The sequence below is a fragment of the Saccharopolyspora dendranthemae genome (assembly GCF_007829955.1).
Classification (GTDB): Bacteria; Actinomycetota; Actinomycetes; order Mycobacteriales; family Pseudonocardiaceae; genus Saccharopolyspora; species Saccharopolyspora dendranthemae.
Genome location: NZ_VIWX01000006.1, coordinates 449,266 through 467,133 on the forward strand (window position 1 = coordinate 449,266; position 17,868 = coordinate 467,133).

Consider the following 17,868-nt stretch of genomic DNA (forward strand, 5'->3'; position numbering starts at 1 on the left):
ACCGGGCGCCGACCACCATCATGCTGAGTCAACGCTCACCCTCACAATCCGCGCAAGTGGTCATAGCGGTCGTGCCACTCCTGCGACCGCGGCGGATTCGCGCTGGCGAATTCAGCCAACGCGTCATCGATCAATTCCTGCGCGACACCGCCCACTGCGAGTGGACTCAGACGTGCCGCGGGGATCGCCGCGACGCCTGATGCGATCCCCACCAAAGCCCCGCACACTCCGGCAGTAGCCGGCCTGTCCCCCTGAACGCCGGCTGATTCAGTCACCGCGCGATCGAAGTCGCGGCCGTGCACCATCGCCGCATGCACGGCCACACCCAGCACCGCGTCTGCGGTCCAGACCCCGTCGAAAGTCCTCGCGAACTCCTCGACCGTGCTGACTTCCGCTGCCGTCAGCACGGTTTCAAGGGCACGCACGGTATCGGCCGCGCCATCCAAGGCACCTACCGCTTCGATCGCCTCGCGAACCGCTGTGCGGAGGTCGTGCTCGTTGAGCAGCGCGTTGCAGACGACCGCCAGAGCAGCGGCGGAGACGTGAGCCTGCGGCGCTCCGTGCGTGAGGGCAGCGTTCTTCGTAGCGAGTGCGACCAATCGGTCCGGAGCATCGGACCACATCGCCAGGGGGACGCTCGAAGCCAGCACACCAGCTGACCTCGAATCGTTCCCGGCCACGGCGCTCGCCCGGTTGCGAGTGGCGAAATCACGCACCGCGCCGAGCGCCGCTTCGTCCGGGTGCGCCCGGAAACGCATCTCCGGTCGCGCCGCCAACCAGCCCAGGGGATGCGGGAAGCGCGCAGCACGGTCACCGCTCATGATCTCCGACCAGGCGGTCCCCTGCGCGTGCCCCCACATCAGAACTGCGAAGAACTCAGCGGCCCGCAGATTCTCCTGATCGGCCCATTTGCCGTTCACGTCCGCCCACAAACGCGTCGCGATCAAGGCTTCCAGTGAGAACAACGTCAGCTGAGCGAACGAGCTGGACTGGCCGAACGGAGCACCATCCGCCGCGGAGATCCCCACCGCGTCGCCCACGAGCTCGCCGAGAATCATGCCAGGCAGAGCACGGGAGATCCTGGATGCTGCGCTTTCCCGAAAGATGGGCGCGTATCGAGGGATCTCCTCGCCCGCCATGCGCTGTCGTTCGTGCCAGCGCTCCATCTCCGCAGCGCTCAAGGAATGGGCCGCCAGTCGGTACAAGGTTCCCTGGCCGTGGACCTGCTTCCCCGTGCTCCACCAGAAGTCCTGCCAGAGTCCGAGAAAGCGCTCCTCCTGCGGAGTGACCAAGACACGGCGAACAGGGCCGCCGCCCTCGCGTCCTGCCTCAGCCATCGCATTCCCTTCGCCGTTCGACGCCATTTTAGCCGTCCAACCCGTTGAGTATCTTATCGAACGCGCTCCGCTCGGAATTCATGTCGACATCTCCGGCGCTCGCCCTGATCGTGCTGTGTTCAGTGATCTCCTCCATAACCACATGAACACCGCCATCAGGCTTGTCGCGCAATTCCGTGACCATGAATCGGACTCCGTCAATTCCGAGGAACTCCCCCTCGTCCAAGCGGGAGAGGTCACGGATATCAGTAAAGGAGTGCCCGTAGATCTCCATGGTGACGTTTCCGGCGAACCCGTCCCGCCCGTAGGCGGTGCTCATGAATCCCTTGTGCTCCACGGCCCCGCCCGGTTGGTGATCCGATCGGAACTGCTCGAGGGCCTTCGGGTCCAGGCTCATCCCGCGAAGGAGCTTTTGCCCAGGAATCGGACCGAGGCCGGCCTCGATGTTCGCAGCACGTAGCTTGTTCAACGCCGAGGTGAGGGTCCGGCGGTACGGCTCGTACCCGTCGGCCTGGCCGTTGCGCAGCGCCTCGTTCAGCCTCCGGTAGGTGTCTCCGTTGTCCCGGGTGTAGGTGCGGATCGCATCGATCTCCGCATCCGACATGGCATCGAGCCGCGGCGAGAGCTTCGCTCGCAGCTCCTGAAGCTCTTGCGGAGTCGACAGGGTGAACTGCCAGTTGTTCCTCGCATGTTCGAGGAACGCTTCCTGATCCTCGCGACTGGCGACGAAGTCAGGATTGCCGCGCGGAGGTCCGTCAGGATCCCCGTTCGTCAACGATTCCGGGTTCGGTGGATCAACACCGTGCTCGGGCACGTTCGGAGCGGGCCGGCTGAATTCTTCGCCGCCGGCCGGCTCGTGCGGATGAGCATCCGGTGCGTCCGGGACACCCGTGTCCGTGCCGTTGAGCATCTGATCGAACGAGAGCTTCGGAGGCGGCGGGCCCGTGTGCGACGCAGGCACCGGCGAATTGGCCTTCGGCTCGAAATCATCGAGCTTCGGGCCATGCCCGACTGAAGGGCCACCATCAGTCATGGCCGAGGGCTCGGACTGCCCCGAGCCCGATTTGCCGACGTGAGAAGGCGACGATGCCGGAGCGCCCTTCGGCTCGAAATCGTCAAGCTTCGGCGTCCCAGGCGACGACACGTCGGCCTGTTCGGGATGCACGTTCGGCTCTGCTGTGCCGGACGGTGCGAGCTCCTCGAAGTCTCCCCCCTTCGGTGAGGTGTCCTGCCCGTTCACCTTCGGTTGCGATGGGGAGTTCGGTGCACTCTGCCCCACAGCTTGTGCGCTTCCCGGCTTCTGCGCGCCCGGTTCGAGGTCCGGCGACTTCGGCGGCGGCGATGCCGGGCCGGGCTGTTGCGACAGCTTCGGTTGCGTCGTCGGTTGGTGCTGCGGCTGCGGCTGCGGCGATGAGTGGGCGGGCGTGGCCTGCGGCTTACCCGCGGATTGCGGGACAGGGCTCCCCGGATGCGCTGTCGGCGATGCCTGCACCGGCGGTTTCAGCGCTGAGTTCGGTGAGGAGGGTTGAGGATGTGCCCCCTGAGGCATCGCTTGATGCTGGCTCGCCTGCGGTCCGGGCCCGTGCTGCGCGGGGTTTCCTGGAGCAGCCGGTGACGACGCGCTCGGTCCGGGGTTCGACACCGGAGACTGCGGCTGGGGCGCCGAAGGGCCCTTCTGAGGAGCCTGCGCGGAAGGGCCGTGCGTCTGTTGGTTCGGCGGAGAATAGGAACTCTGCGGTACGCCCTGGAGCTGCCCCGGATGCGGCGGTTGAGCATATCCCGCCTGCCCAGGGCCGTGCTGAACCTGCGGAGGGTGACTACCGTGCACTCCCTGCGGGTTGTTCTGCGGCAGGTGCGCGTGCGGAGCAGCACTTGTGGTGGGCTTCGGACCGTTCGGCTGAGGGTGGGACTGCGGCGGGTGACCAGGATTCGGGTACCCGTGCTGGGAGTGGCTGGGCGGCGCCGAGTACGCCTGGTTCGGCCCGGACTGCGGGTGCGGGGCCTGCTGTGAAAGCCCCTGGTTCGGCGGCCCGACGTTCTGCGGCTGCGAAGGCACGTTGCCCTGTTGCGGGAAGTGCTGTCCCGGCGGGACGTTCGCCTGCTGCGGGAAGTGCTGGGCCTGCGGTCCGAGGTTCTGCCCCTGAGGACCGGGGTGCTGACCTTGGGGCACGAAGTGTTGCCCCTGCGGGACGTTTCCCTGCGGCGGGAAGTGCTGCTGGGGCGGGCCGTGCTGTCCCTGCGCGGGACCGTGCTGTCCCTGCGGCGGGCCGTAGTTTCCCTGCGGCGGACCGAACTGCCCCTGCGGGGGACCGTAGTTTCCCTGCGGGGGACCGTAGTTTCCCTGCGGAGGGCCGAACTGCCCCTGCGGCGGTCCGAACTGCCCCTGCGGCGGGCCGTAGTGCCCCTGCGGGGGGCCGTAGTTTCCCTGCGGCGGACCGAACTGCCCCTGCGGCGGGCCGTACTGCCCCTGCGGCGGGCCGTGCCCCTGGGGTGGGGCATTGCTGTAGTTGTGGCCGGTGACGGGGTCTGTTGAGAAGTCTTCGTCCTTGCGGCCGAAGAGTCCTCGCATGCGGGCGCCTTCGGCTTGGATTCCGTGGCGGACCCATTCGGGTTGGTGGCCTGGTGGGTAGGGGCTGCTGTGGACGGCTTTGGTGCCGTCGGGGCGGAAGGCGGTCCACTCGCCCGGGGAGTCGAGCCTGGGTTTCGGGGTTCCCGGCTCGTTCTTGTCGAACTTGGCGCTGGACTCGTTGGCGTAGATGTTGCCGTAGTTGTCGACCCAGGCGTTGGTGTTCGGGGCGAGGACCTCGACGCCGAGCTCCTCGGAGAGCTGCTGGGCGAAGTTCTTCGAACCATCGGGAACGTCGGCGCCGGTCTCGCAGGAGACGAGGCGGATCGGGGTGCCGTCCTTGTAGCCCGAGGATCCCCTGATGATCTCGGCGAGTTCCTTCGCGTCCAGCTGGTTGCCCTTGAACTTCACTCCGTCCGGGCTGCCGTGCATCTCGACGGTGAAGCGGTTCGGGTCGACCGAGCACCGGGGGCGCTTGTGCGCCCAGTCGGCGCGGCCGAAGTAGTCCTTCACCGGGGGCTTGGTAAACGACAGGCCCGCACCGGTGGCCTCGATGTCCCTCAGGGACGACCCGAGCTTGTTCCGGAGCTCGGGCGAGATGTCGAGGCGCGGGGTGTGCTCGACCATGTGGTGCCCGGCCTGCCACTGGTCCTTCGGCGGGGTCTCAGCGGCCATCGAATCCGCCGTCGAGATCTTCGGCGCGTCGGGTCGTGGCTGCTCAGGAAGGCTGTTGGGCGCTTCCGGCGTGCGCTGGGCCGGGATCGGCGTGCGCGGCGAGTCGGCCGTGCGCAGCTGCTCCGGGCGCGGCGGGGCGACCTGCTGCCGCTGCACGGGCGTGCCGGGCCGGGACGGGGTGTGCGGGGCGTCGGGACGAGCGGACCGCATCGGAGCCGGAGCGTGCGGGGCCCGGGTGGGCATCGGCGACCCGCCCCTCGGCGCGTGCGGGTGCGCGGGTCCGGGGCCGTTCGGGCGCGGGCTCGGAGGGTGGCTCGGAGAGCGCGGTGTCCGGGGCGCGTGGGACGGGAGGTCCCGTGCAGCACCAGGAAGTCCTGAGCTGCCGGTCCACCCTGCCTGTCCGCCCTGACGTCCGCCACGCGGCGACGGCGTTCTGCCACCCGGGGCCGACGAGCTCCCCGGCGCGTTCGCCCCGCCCGTCGGGGCTGCCCCCGACGGCTGGTCAGGGCGCGGCGGCGCCGGAGACGACTGCGGCGCAGCGGTTTCCGGCGGCTTGGCCGGAGCTTCAACACCGGCAGCGGAGGTGTGCGCAGGTTCTCGCGGAACATCGGAGGTGTGCGTGCCCGCACCGCCGGAGCCCGCACCGCCGGAGCCCGAACCACTGGACTGACTCTGACCGGACGTCCCCGAATCCGATTGCGTTCCAGCAGAACTCGACGACTCGGACCGAGCCTGCCCACCGGGATCAGGACTGACGTCCGGGCGCGCATCAGACCCGGAACCCGGGCTCGAATCCGTGCGCGCCTGCGTCCCCGAGCCGGGATCAGCGCTGGACTCCGTGCGCGCCTGCGAGCCGGAGTCGGAGGGGGAATCGGCACGAGCCTGCGAACCCGCGTCGGAGTTCGTCGAACCGCCGGACCCCGAACCCGAGTCGGCGTCCGTGCGCGACGAACCACCCGAGCTCTGGCCGGCGTCGCCGTGCGGCTGCGAACCCGAACCCGCATCCGTGCGGCCCCCGGAAGTCCCCGGTTCCGCCTCGGTGCGCCCGCTCGGGGACGAATCGCCCGAGCCCGGATCGGAACGCGAACCGCTGGAGCCCCCGGCGGATTCCGACCGCACGGAGGACTGAGCATCACCCGGCGACGACGACCCCGATGCGCCCGAGGAACCCGAACCCCCGGATTCGGAAGCCGAGGAGGAACCTCCCGAGCCTCCACCGGGTTCGGAGTCGGCCGGGGAGTCGGCGCCGTCAGGCGCGTCCGGCCCACCCATCCTGGCGTTGCGCCGACCGACGACGTCGGTGCCGAAGGTGTCGTCGACCTTCTGCCACGTCTTCTTCGCCAGGTGTTCGGCGACGTCGAGCTTGTCGGCGACCTTCCCGAGCCCCCCGGCAGTGGCCTTGCCCATGTTGCCGAGGGTTTTCATGATGTCGCCGAAGACCTCGGCGAGCTTGGCCAGCTTCGGCGAGACGTTGCTGATCGTCTTGGTCAGCTTCGTGACGATGTCGACGATCTTCGTGACGGTCTTCGAGATGAACGCGACCGCCTGCGGGATCACCCAGGCCAGCGAGGCGATCGGCGGCAGCACGGCTTCCAGCGCGTAGGTGATCAGCCGCGAGACGCAGTCGGCGACCAGGTCGCGGACGAACTCCCGGACGAACGAGACGACCTCGCCCATGATCGTCACGACCGAGCTGATGGTGCCCGCCAGCTGGGCCGCACCGGTGAGCGCTTCGCCCTTCTCCGCAGCGGTCTTGCGGTAGGCGTCGCCCGCGGCGCCGGTCCAGTCCGCGGTGTCGGCCTTGACGGCCGCGTTGTACTGCTCAGCGGCCTCGCTGACCGCCTTCGAGACGTTCTCCCAGGTCTTGCCGTAGGCCTCGACGCCGTCGGGGTCGCCGGCGAACCAGTCGAGGGCTTCCTTGAGCGGCTGGACGTGCTCGATCAGCCAGGACAGGCCGTAGGAGAGCAGGGTGCCGATGGGATCGACTGCGGCGCTGACGGCCTCCATCGCGAGACCGCCGTAGGCGAGCCCGGACTCGACCCAGTTGGATCCCTCGTTGAGGCTGGAGACGTCGTTGACGGACTCGGCGATGCCGATGCCGGTTGCCCAGCCCGCGTCACCGGTGCCCTTGGTGATGAAACCGTCGTTGCTCTCGGGCTGCTGCGCGACGAGCGGGTTGCTCACGGCTGCACCCCGCGGATCAGCTCGCTGTTGTGGTCGTCGACCTGCTGGTAGTCCTCGGCGCTGGCGCGGACGTTGTCAGCGATCTCCTGCATCGAGGTCACCGCCGTGCGCAACGCCTCGACACCCATCTGCTCGACCGGGTCGATCATCCACGCGAACGGGCGGCACAGGATCCCGTAGGCGTCGTTGTCCAGCGAAACCTGCTGCGACGCGTCGATCGCCGTGCCCAGCTGATCGACGACGCCGTCCACTTTGGATGCGTGGGTGCGCAGGTTCTCGATGACGACGTTCATCTCGTCAGGCATGTGTCATCCCCGTTCAGCGCAGGAAGGAGCCGTTGCCGAAGTCCTCGTCGTCGAAGTCGTCCGGCTTGCGACGGCCGGGCGCCTGCTGACGACGCGGCGGCGGGGACTCGTCCTCGGCAGGAGTCCGGATCTCGTTCGCCCGGGTCCCGCGCGGCGGTTCCTCCTCGGGCGGCGGCTCCGGGAAGTGCTTGCGCGCCTGGCCGAGCACGTGCTGAGCGGCCGAGTCGGCGAGCCCCACGGTGTCCTCGACGGCCTGCTCCATCTGGCCGGGGATCTTGGCCTGCGCCTGCTGCACCAGCCGCATGATCTCCGCGGCCAGCTTGGGCATCGGGCGGTTGTTCGCGTTGTCGGCGAGCTGCAGGTTCTGCAGCATCCCAGACGAGGCCACCGTCACCTGGATCGCGCCGTCGCGCGTCGACTCGGTCACCGAGATGCCCTCGACCTGCTGCTGCAGCCGGTTGAACTTCTCCGCCTTCTCCTGAGCCCGGTCCTGCCAATCCCGAACCATCCGCTCAGCAGCACCGATGTCCCTGCCGAAGTCCTCCGCCACAGCACTCCCCGTAGATCCCGTCCAGCGGATGAGGAGATTATCAACCGATCATGGCACGGGAGGTCCGTTCGGCGGCCTTCCCGTCGAGGCGAGGATCACGGTTGCCGGATGCCGGCCGATGGGAGCCGACGCGGGGCTCCGCCACGCCCACCGCAGGGCGGAGCGAGCCCTGCGGCAGGCATTAAGGTCGGGGGCGTGACGGTTGGATGGTGTGCTGAGCTGGTTCGCCCGGACAGCAGGCAGCTGACCGAAGCCCTGCGAGCCGCGATCCGGGACGGATCATTGGCGGCGGGCAGCCGGGTCCCGTCGACCCGGTCGCTGGCCCACGAGCTCGGGATCGCTCGCGGCACCGTCACCCGCGCCTACAACCAGCTCGTCACGGAGGGCTTCCTCGTCGCCAGGCAGGGCGCCCCCACCGTCGTCGCCGAGCTGCTCGCGGCACCCGTTCCTCCCGACGCACCCGAACCCGCGCAGCCGGACGTCGCTCGCTGGGACTTCCGCCCGGGACGACCGAACCTGAGCTCGTTCCCCCGCCGGGACTGGCTCGCCGCCAGCCGCAGGGCGTTGCGCGACGCACCCACCGACGACCTCGACTACGGCGATCCGCAAGGACATCCTCGGTTGCGCGAAGCCCTCGCCGGCTACCTCGCCCGCGAGCGGGCAGTGGCGACCACGGCGGGCAACATCATCGTCTGCAACGGCTACACGCAGGCGTTGTCACTGCTCAGCAATGCCCTTGCCGACCACGGCGAGATCTCGATCGACTTCGAGGACCCGTCGGCGCCGCACCTGTGGGACATCCCGGCCGGGTTCGGGATGTCGGTGCACGGCATCCCGGTGGACGGCGAGGGCATCGACGTGTCGATGCTGCGCAGCCGTGCCGTGGTGGTCACCCCCGCTCACCAGTTCCCGCTCGGCGTCAGCATGAGCTCCGGGCGGCGGGCTGAGCTGGCGCGGCGGGCCAAGGACGAGGACCTGCTGGTCATCGACGACGACTACGACGGCGAGTTCCGCTTCGACCGGCAACCTGTGGGGTCGCTGCAGGGGATGGCCCCGGAGCACGTCGTCTACGCGGGCACGGCGAGCAAGACCCTCGCGCCCGCGCTGCGCCTGGCCTGGCTCGCGCTGCCGACGCGGCTGGTGAAACCGGTGCGGGACCTCAAGCGGCAGAGCGGACTGCACGCACCGCTGTTCGAACAGCTGGCCATGGCGGAGCTGATCCTGTCGGGGGCCTACGATCAGCACGTCCGCCGATCGCGCGCCACCTACCGGCACCGCCGCGAGCAGCTGGGCGAAGCCCTGCGCGGGATGCGCGCGAACCACCGGCCTCACCCGGCAGGGATCTCGGCGGGCCTGCACGTGACCTTGCAGCTGGATCCGGAGGGACCCACGGAACTCGAAGTTCTCGACAGGGCTCGGCGGCACTCGGTGGAGCTCCAGGTGCTGGGACCGCACTGGGTCAGCCCCGGCGCGCACCCGCCCGGCGTGATCGTCGGGTACGCCGCACCGTCCGACCGCGCGTTCCGCCCCGCACTGCAAGCACTGGTCGCCGTCCTCGAACGATGACCGGATCGTGCGACACCGAGCGACGACCGACGTGTCGCCAGGACAGCTGGGGAACACTTGTTCTATTCTGGTGTCCCCTCCCGCGATAAACAGGAGACTGAGTTGACCGAAGAGCAGACCACCCCGGCCGAGGACACCGGCGCCGACAGCACGGCCACCTCCGCTGTCGCGACCGAGGCCGCTTCTCCCGAATCCCAGGCGTCGGCGGCCGCCGAGAGCTCCGAGGCCCCGAAGAAGCGCCAGACCCGCAAGAGCACGGCGAAGAAGACCCGCACGGTCGAGCTCACGCTCACGGTCACCGGCAGCGCCGACGGCGAGTGGCAGGCCGACCTGATGCACCAGGGCAAGCGCGTCGTGCAGGCCCTGCCCGTCGCCGCCGCCGCGGTGTCCAAGGCCGCCGCCGAGCTCAACTCGGAGATCTCCGAGACAATCGAGGGCGTCATCAACGAGGCCCGTCAGCAGCACGAGGCCAAGCTCGCCGAGCTCGAGGCCGAGGTCGAGCGGGTCCGCAAGGCCCTCGCCGACCTCGAAGCCTGACCCGCTGAACTCCCGGGGCGCCGTGGTCCCCTCCCAGGCACGGCCCCCTGGACATGAAGAAGCCCCTGCCACGCAGGGGCTTTTTCATGTCCCGAAGTCAACGAAATGATCAACAACGGTTCCGCTAGCCGGTGGCTCTGCACTAGCTTCCGACACATGAGTCCAGCCCCCGCGGAACAGACGCTCCCCATGCCCAAGGTCGAGGCGGAAGCCCTCGCCGACTACTACGACACCCAGTCGCAGCCCGCACCTGCGGACAGCACGCCCGACGAACCCCGCAGCTAGAGGATCGACGCGGCGTCACCGCCGTCAGCGCCGGAGGGTGTCTGAGCTGCAGATTCGCTGCGAGCAACGCCGGACACCGGCAGCGGCGTCCTCATTCAGCGCGCCCAACCGCTGGTAATAGCGCACAACAGCATCGAGCACGATCACCCGCTGCACCACGAGAAAGAGCCCCTGCCCGGAGGAGTCGGGCAGGGGCTCTTGGTCACTCAGGACTTCAGCGGTAGTCGCGGCCGAAGTCGTAGTCGTCCAGCGGGACGGCCGCACCGGTGCCGGCGCCGAACACATCCGGGGTGTAGTAGCTGTCGTCGTAGGACGGGATCGCGTAGGCCGCGGCCCGTGCCTCCTCGGTCGGCTGCACCTGGATGTTGCGGTACCGGTTGATGCCCGTACCAGCCGGGATCAACTTACCGATGATCACGTTCTCCTTCAGGCCGACCAGCTTGTCACTCGCGCCCTCGATAGCGGCGTTGGTGAGGATGCGGGTCGTCTCCTGGAAGGAAGCCGCCGACAGCCACGACTCGGTGGCCAGCGACGCCTTGGTGATGCCCATCAGCACCGGACGGCCGGACGCCGGGTCCCCGCCTTCGGCGACGACGCGGCGGTTCTCCGACTCGAACTGCGAGCGCTCGACCGGCGAACCGGGCAGGAACTCGGTGGCACCCGAGTCGATGATGATGACCCGGCGCAGCATCTGGCGGACGATCGTCTCGACGTGCTTGTCGTGGATGCCCACACCCTGCGACCGGTACACCTCCTGCACCTCGTTCACCAGGTGCAGCTGGGCCTCGCGGGGGCCCATCACGCGCAGCACCTCGTGCGGGTCGACCGCACCTTCGAGCAGCTGCTGACCGACCTCGACGTGGTCGCCGTCGGTGATCTGCCGCTCGGTGCCGTCGACCGAGATCGCCGCGAGCCGCTGACGCTTGGACAGCTTGTCGTAGACGATCTCCTCGCCGCCGTCGTCCGGAATGATCGTGATCTTCCAGTAGCGGTCGTTGTCCTCCATGCGGATGCGCCCGGAGGTGTCGGCGATCGGGGCCTTGCCCTTCGGGACGCGGGCCTCGAACAGCTCCTGCACACGCGGCAGACCAGTGGTGATGTCGTCACCTGCGACACCGCCCTGGTGGAACGTGCGCATCGTCAGCTGCGTACCGGGCTCACCGATGGACTGGGCGGCGACGATGCCGACGGCCTCGCCGACGTCCACCAGCTTGCCGGTGGCCATCGAGCGGCCGTAGCAGACCGAGCAGACGCCCACGCCGGACTCGCAGGTCAGGACGCTGCGGACCTTGACCTTCGTGACCTTCGCCGCGAGCAGCTTCTCGATCGCCGGGTCGCCCAGGTCGGACCCGCGAGCCAGCACGATGTTGCCGTCGGCGTCGGTGACGTCCTCGGCGGTCGTGCGGGCGTAGACGCTGGTCTCGACGTACTGGTGACGGAGCACGCGACCGTCGGGCAGCACCTCGGCGATCGGCATCTTGACACCGCGCTCGGTGCCGCAGTCGGTCTCGCGGACGATGACGTCCTGCGAGACGTCCACCAGACGACGGGTCAGGTAACCCGAGTCAGCGGTACGCAGCGCCGTGTCGGCCAGACCCTTGCGGGCACCGTGGTTGGAGATGAAGTACTCCAGCACGGACAGGCCCTCGCGGAAGTTCGCCTTGATCGGGCGCGGGATGTACTCACCCTTGGGGTTCGACACCAGACCACGCATACCGGCCAGCTGAACGACCTGGGTCATGTTACCGGCCGCCCCGGACTTCACGATCGTGCTGATCGAGTTGTCCTCGGGGAAGTTGGTCTCCATGGCCTCGGCGACCTCGTCCTTGGCCGCCGTCCAGACCTTGACCAGCTCCGCGTTGCGCTCCTGGTAGGACAGCGCACCGCGGCGGTACCGCTTCTCGACCTGGTCGGCCTTGGTCTCGTAGCTGTCCAGGATCTCGGTCTTGTTCGGCGGCACGACCACGTCGGTGATCGACACGGTCACACCGGAACGGGTGGCCCAGTGGAAACCGGCGTCCTTCAGCTTGTCCAGCGTCTGGGCGACGGTGACCATCGGGTACCGCTCGGCGAGGTCGTTGACGATCGCGGCCTGCTTCTTCTTCGGCAGCAGGTCGTCGACGAACGGGTAGTCCTCGGGCAGCAGCTCGTTGAACCAGACGCGGCCCAACGTGGTCTCGGCGATCCACTGCTGACCCGGCTCCCAGCCCTCCGGCATCTGCTCGGCGTTGGGGACCAGGTCCCGCAGCCGGATCTTGACCTTGGCCTGCAGGTCCAGCACACCGCGGTCGAAGGACATGATCGCCTCGCCGACCGACGAGAACGCGAGGCCTTCGCCCTTGGCGCCCTCGACCAGGCGGGTCAGGTGGTACAGGCCCGTGACCATGTCCAGACGCGGCATCGCCAGCGGCCGACCGGAGGCCGGCGACAGGATGTTGTTGCTGGAGAGCATGAGGACCCGGGCCTCGGCCTGGGCCTCGGCCGACAGCGGCAGGTGGACCGCCATCTGGTCACCGTCGAAGTCCGCGTTGAACGCCTCGCAGACCAGCGGGTGCAGCTGGATGGCCTTGCCCTCCACCAGCTGCGGCTCGAAGGCCTGGATGCCGAGGCGGTGCAGCGTGGGCGCGCGGTTGAGCAGCACCGGGTGTTCGGCGATGACCTCTTCCAGCACGTCCCACACCTGCGGGCGCTGGCGCTCCACCATCCGCTTGGCGGACTTGATGTTCTGCGCGTGGTTGAGGTCGACCAGCCGCTTCATGACGAAGGGCTTGAACAGCTCGACGGCCATTTCCTTCGGCAGACCGCACTGGTGCAGCTTCAGCTGCGGGCCGACGACGATGACCGAACGGCCCGAGTAGTCGACTCGCTTGCCCAGCAGGTTCTGGCGGAAACGACCCTGCTTGCCCTTGAGCAGGTCGGACAGCGACTTCAGCGGCCGGTTGCCCGGGCCGGTGACCGGACGTCCGCGACGGCCGTTGTCGAACAGCGCGTCCACGGACTCCTGCAGCATCCGCTTCTCGTTGTTGACGATGATCTCGGGAGCACCGAGGTCGATCAGTCGCTTGAGGCGGTTGTTGCGGTTGATCACGCGGCGGTACAGGTCGTTGAGGTCGGAGGTCGCGAAACGACCACCGTCGAGCTGCACCATCGGACGCAGGTCCGGCGGGATGACCGGCACGCAGTTGAGCACCATGCCGCTCGGGTCGTTGCCGGTGGCCTGGAAGGCCGCCACGACCTTGAGCCGCTTGAGGGCGCGCAGCTTCTTCTGGCCCTTGCCGCTGCGGATGGTCTCGCGCAGCGACTCGGCCTCGGCGCCGATGTCGAAGTTCGACAGCAGGCTCTGGATCGCCTCCGCGCCCATGCCACCGGTGAAGTACTCGCCGTACCGGTCGTAGAGCTCGCGGTAGAGCGACTCGTCGGCGATGAGCTGACGGGGCTCCAGCTTGGTGAAGGTGTCCCAGATCTCGTCGAGCTTGTCGAGCTCGCGCTGCGCGCGGTCGCGCAGCTGCTTCATCTCGCGCTCGGCGCCTTCCTTGACCTTGCGGCGCTGGTCGCTCTTGGCACCCTCGGCCTCGAGCGCGGCCAGGTCGGACTCGAGCTTCTGGGCCCGGGCCTCCAGGTCGGCGTCGCGCTGGTCGGCGACCCGCTTGCGCTCGACGCTGATCTCGCTCTCGAGCGTGGACAGGTCGTTGTGCCGCAGCTCGGTGTTCACACCGGTGATCACGTAAGCCGCGAAGTAGATGATCTTCTCGAGGTCCTTCGGGGCCAGGTCCAGCAGGTAGCCCAGCCGCGAGGGAACGCCCTTGAAGTACCAGATGTGCGTGACCGCGGCGGCCAGCTCGATGTGGCCCATCCGCTCACGACGCACCTTGGCGCGGGTGACCTCGACACCGCAGCGCTCACAGATGATGCCCTTGAAGCGGACCCGCTTGTACTTGCCGCAGTAGCACTCCCAGTCCCGGGTCGGACCGAAGATCTTCTCGCAGAAGAGCCCGTCCTTCTCCGGCTTCAGGGTTCGGTAGTTGATGGTCTCGGGCTTCTTGACCTCGCCGTACGACCACTGGCGGATGTCGTCGGCCGTGGCGAGGCCGATGCGGAGTTCATCGAAGAAGTTGACGTCAAGCACGTCGGGTCTTCTCCCTTGGTCGAATGGTGCTTCCCCGGGTGCCACCGGTGGAAGCAAGTGCCAGGTTGGGTCGGTCGCCGGCTCGCGGGATCGCTCCCGCGAGCCGGCGGCGAGGGTCAGTGCGCGATGTCGTCAACCGACGGGTTCTCGTTGCGGGACAGGTTGATTCCGAGGTTGGCGGCAGCCCGCTCCAGGTCCTCGTCCTCGGTGTCGCGCATCTCGATCGCGGCGCCATCGCTGGAGAGCACCTCGACGTTCAGGCACAGGGACTGAAGCTCCTTCAGCAGCACCTTGAACGACTCCGGGATACCCGGCTCGGGGATGTTCTCGCCCTTGACGATCGCTTCGTAGACCTTGACGCGGCCGACCACGTCGTCGGACTTGATCGTCAACAGTTCCTGCAGCGTGTAGGCCGCACCGTAGGCCTGCATGGCCCAGCACTCCATCTCACCGAAGCGCTGACCACCGAACTGCGCCTTACCACCCAGCGGCTGCTGGGTGATCATCGAGTACGGGCCGGTGGAACGGGCGTGGATCTTGTCGTCCACCAGGTGCGACAGCTTGAGGATGTACATGTACCCGACCGCGGTCGGGTACGGGTACGGCTCACCGCTGCGGCCGTCGAACAGCTGCGCCTTGCCGTCGCCGCCGACCATCCGGTCGCCGTCGCGGTTCGGCTTCGTCGAGCTCAGCAGACCCGTGATCTCTTCCTCCCGCACACCGTCGAAGACGGGGCTGGCGGTGTTGGTCCCGGGCTCGACGTCGAGCAGCTCCTCCGGCAGGCGCTTGGCCCACTCGGCATCGGGGTCGATCGTCCATCCGCGCGAGGCGATCCAGCCGAGGTGCGTCTCCAGCACCTGGCCGATGTTCATCCGTCGCGGAACACCGTGGGTGTTCAGGATGATGTCGACCGGGGTGCCGTCGGACAGGAACGGCATGTCCTCGGCGGGCAGGATCTTGCCGATGACGCCCTTGTTGCCGTGGCGGCCGGCGAGCTTGTCGCCGTCCTGGATCTTGCGCTTCTGCGCGACGTAGACGCGCACCAGCTGGTTGACGCCCGGGGGCAGCTCGTCGTCGTCCTCGCGGTTGAACACGCGGACGCCGATGACCTTGCCGGTCTCGCCGTGCGGCACCTTCAGGGAGGTGTCGCGGACCTCGCGGGCCTTCTCGCCGAAGATGGCGCGCAGCAGCCGCTCCTCCGGGGTCAGCTCGGTCTCGCCCTTCGGGGTGACCTTGCCGACCAGGATGTCGCCGCCCTGGACCTCGGCACCGATGCGGATGATGCCGCGCTCGTCGAGGTCGGCCAGCACGTCGTCGGAGACGTTCGGGATGTCCCGGGTGATCTCCTCGGCACCGAGCTTGGTGTCGCGAGCGTCGACCTCGTGCTCCTCGATGTGGATCGAGGTGAGCACGTCGTCCTGCACCAGGCGCTGGCTCAGGATGATGGCGTCCTCGTAGTTGTGCCCCTCCCACGGCATGATCGCCACGAGCAGGTTCTTGCCCAGGGCCATCTCGCCGTCTTCGGTGCACGGTCCGTCCGCGATGACCTGCCCGGCCTCGATCCGGTCGCCTTCGTTGACGATCGGCTTCTGGTTGATGCAGGTGCCGTGGTTGGACCGGGAGAACTTCTCCATCCGGTACGAGCGGCGGCTGCCGTCGTCGGCCATGATCGTGACGAAGTCGGCGGTCAGCTCCTCGACCACACCGGCCTTCTCCGCCGTGATCACGTCACCGGCGTCGACCGCGGCGCGCAGCTCCATGCCGGTGCCGACCAGCGGGGACTCGCTGCGCAGCAGCGGCACCGCCTGACGCTGCATGTTCGCACCCATCAGGGCGCGGTTGGCGTCGTCGTGCTCCAGGAACGGAATCATCGCGGTCGCGGCGGAGACCATCTGCCGCGGCGAGACGTCCATGTAGTCGATCTCGGTGGGGGCGAGCAGCTCGACCTCGCCACCCTTGCGTCGACCCAGGACTCGCTCGTCGACGAAGTTGCCGTCCTCGTCGATGACCGCGTTGGCCTGCGCCTTGACGTAGCGGTCCTCTTCGTCGGCCGTCAGGTAGTCGATCTGGTCGGTGACCCGGCCCTCGACGACCTTGCGGTACGGCGTCTCGATGAAGCCGAACGGGTTGACCCGCGCGAACGTGGCCAGCGAGCCGATCAGACCGATGTTCGGGCCTTCCGGCGTCTCGATCGGACACATGCGGCCGTAGTGCGAGGGGTGCACGTCTCGGACTTCCATGCCCGCGCGCTCACGGGACAGACCGCCCGGGCCGAGCGCGGAGAGACGACGCTTGTGCGTCAGACCCGCGATCGGGTTGGTCTGGTCCATGAACTGCGACAGCTGCGAGGTGCCGAAGAACTCCCGGATCGCCGCCGTGATCGGGCGGATGTTGATCAGGGTCTGCGGCGTGATCGCCTCGACGTCCTGCGTGGTCATCCGCTCGCGGACGACGCGCTCCATGCGCGACAGGCCGACGCGGACCTGGTTCTGGATCAGTTCGCCGACGGTGCGCAGGCGGCGGTTGCCGAAGTGGTCGATGTCGTCGACCTCGACCGGGATGTTGTCGCCGGCGTCCTCACCGCGAGCGGGCATCTCCATCTCACCTGCGTGCAGGCGGACGAGGTACTCGATCGTGGTGACGATGTCCTCTTCGGTCAGCACACCGGTCTCGTAGGACTGCGAGAGACCGATCTTCTTGTTGACCTTGTAGCGACCGACGCGGGCCAGGTCGTAGCGCTTCTCCTTGAAGAACAGGTTCTCCAGGAGGGTCTGCGCGCTCTCCTTGGTCGGCGGCTCGCCGGGACGCAGCTTGCGGTAGATGTCCAGCAGCGCCTCGTCGGTGCCGCCGGTGTGGTCCTTCTCGAGCGTCGCCATCAGCGTCTCGGAGTGACCGAAGCGCTCACGGATGGCCTCGGTGGACCAGCCCAGCGCCTTGAGCAGCACGGTGACCGGCTGACGGCGCTTGCGGTCGATGCGGACACCGACGGTGTCGCGCTTGTCGACGTCGAACTCGAGCCACGCACCGCGGCTCGGGATGATCTTGACGCTGAAGACGTCCTTGTCGGTGGTCTTGTCGACCGACTGGTCGAAGTAGACACCGGGGGAACGCACGAGCTGGGAGACGACGACCCGCTCGGTTCCGTTGATGATGAAGGTGCCCTTGTCGGTCATCATCGGGAAGTCACCCATGAACACCGTCTGGCTCTTGATCTCGCCAGTCGAGTGGTTGGTGAATTCAGCCGTGACGAACAGGGGCGCAGCGTAGGTCATGTCCTTGTCCGTGCACTCCCCGACGGAGGCCTTGACCTCGTCGAAGCGCGGATCGGAGAAAGACAGCGACATCGATCCGGAGAAGTCCTCGATCGGGGAGATCTCGCTGAGGACCTCCTCAAGACCACCAACCGGGTTGTCCTCGCCGGCGTCGACCCGGCGCTGGAACCAGGCCTCGTTTCCGACGAGCCATTCGAAGGACTGGATCTGCAGGTCTAGCAGGTTCGGCACGTTCAGCGGTTCGCGGATGTTCGCGAACGAGACCCGCTTGGGTGCCCCAGGGATCCCCGACGTGTAGTTGGAAGCTGCAGAGACCTTGGTCGCGCGGGAGACTGCCAAGATGCGTCCTTCCGGGACTCTGAACTGGCTACAGCCATGCTCACCGCAAAAAGCACGCGTCAGGCAAGCGCGCAGATCGCTAGCACAGCTGTCAAGGGTGCAATGGCGCCGACCATCCTACGGTCC

General features: G+C 68.0%; 9 protein-coding genes. 3 read left to right on the top strand and 6 right to left on the bottom strand.

Going from position 1 to position 17,868, the window contains the following annotated elements:
* Positions 1-41: 41 nt before the first annotated feature.
* Genes FHU35_RS26625 through FHU35_RS26640 form a run of 4 tightly spaced genes read right to left on the bottom strand, consistent with a single transcriptional unit; the run spans position 42 to position 7,617 of the window.
* Complete coding sequence (locus FHU35_RS26625; RefSeq protein ID WP_186459631.1) at positions 42-1,337, bottom strand: ADP-ribosylglycohydrolase family protein; 1,296 nt, start codon at positions 1,335-1,337, stop codon at positions 42-44.
* Between the two features lie 28 nt (positions 1,338-1,365).
* Positions 1,366-6,762 (bottom strand): WXG100-like domain-containing protein, encoded by a 5,397-nt coding sequence (locus FHU35_RS26630; RefSeq protein ID WP_145744602.1) that lies wholly within the window; start codon positions 6,760-6,762, stop codon positions 1,366-1,368.
* Complete coding sequence (locus FHU35_RS26635) at positions 6,759-7,067, bottom strand: ESX-1 secretion-associated protein (RefSeq protein WP_145744604.1); 309 nt, start codon at positions 7,065-7,067, stop codon at positions 6,759-6,761. Before FHU35_RS26635 ends, FHU35_RS26630 begins: the two co-directional genes overlap by 4 nt.
* A 13-nt stretch (positions 7,068-7,080) precedes the next feature.
* Positions 7,081-7,617, bottom strand: coding sequence for a YbaB/EbfC family nucleoid-associated protein (locus FHU35_RS26640; protein ID WP_186459632.1), 537 nt, complete (start codon positions 7,615-7,617; stop codon positions 7,081-7,083).
* A 195-nt stretch (positions 7,618-7,812) separates the two neighbouring features.
* Between FHU35_RS26640 and pdxR the strand changes: the two genes are divergently transcribed.
* From pdxR to FHU35_RS30250, 3 genes are all read left to right on the top strand, one after another.
* Entirely contained in the window at positions 7,813-9,183 is a 1,371-nt protein-coding gene (gene pdxR / locus FHU35_RS26645) for a MocR-like pyridoxine biosynthesis transcription factor PdxR (protein ID WP_246110592.1), read from the top strand.
* A 102-nt stretch (positions 9,184-9,285) separates the two neighbouring features.
* Positions 9,286-9,720 carry a DUF6319 family protein gene (locus tag FHU35_RS26650; protein WP_145744609.1) on the top strand — a complete coding sequence of 145 codons (435 nt, stop codon included), beginning with the start codon at positions 9,286-9,288 and terminating at the stop codon, positions 9,718-9,720.
* 156 nt (positions 9,721-9,876) lie between these two features.
* The gene (locus FHU35_RS30250) at positions 9,877-10,005 is read left to right on the top strand and encodes a hypothetical protein (RefSeq protein WP_281290273.1); all 129 of its coding nucleotides are present in this window, start codon (positions 9,877-9,879) and stop codon (positions 10,003-10,005) included.
* A 214-nt stretch (positions 10,006-10,219) separates the two neighbouring features.
* Here the strand turns inward: FHU35_RS30250 and FHU35_RS26655 are convergent, their stop codons facing one another.
* Entirely contained in the window at positions 10,220-14,131 is a 3,912-nt protein-coding gene (locus FHU35_RS26655; RefSeq protein WP_145744611.1) for a DNA-directed RNA polymerase subunit beta', read from the bottom strand.
* 116 nt (positions 14,132-14,247) lie between these two features.
* The gene (gene rpoB, locus FHU35_RS26660; protein WP_145744614.1) at positions 14,248-17,742 is read right to left on the bottom strand and encodes a DNA-directed RNA polymerase subunit beta; all 3,495 of its coding nucleotides are present in this window, start codon (positions 17,740-17,742) and stop codon (positions 14,248-14,250) included.
* Positions 17,743-17,868: the final 126 nt, after the last annotated feature.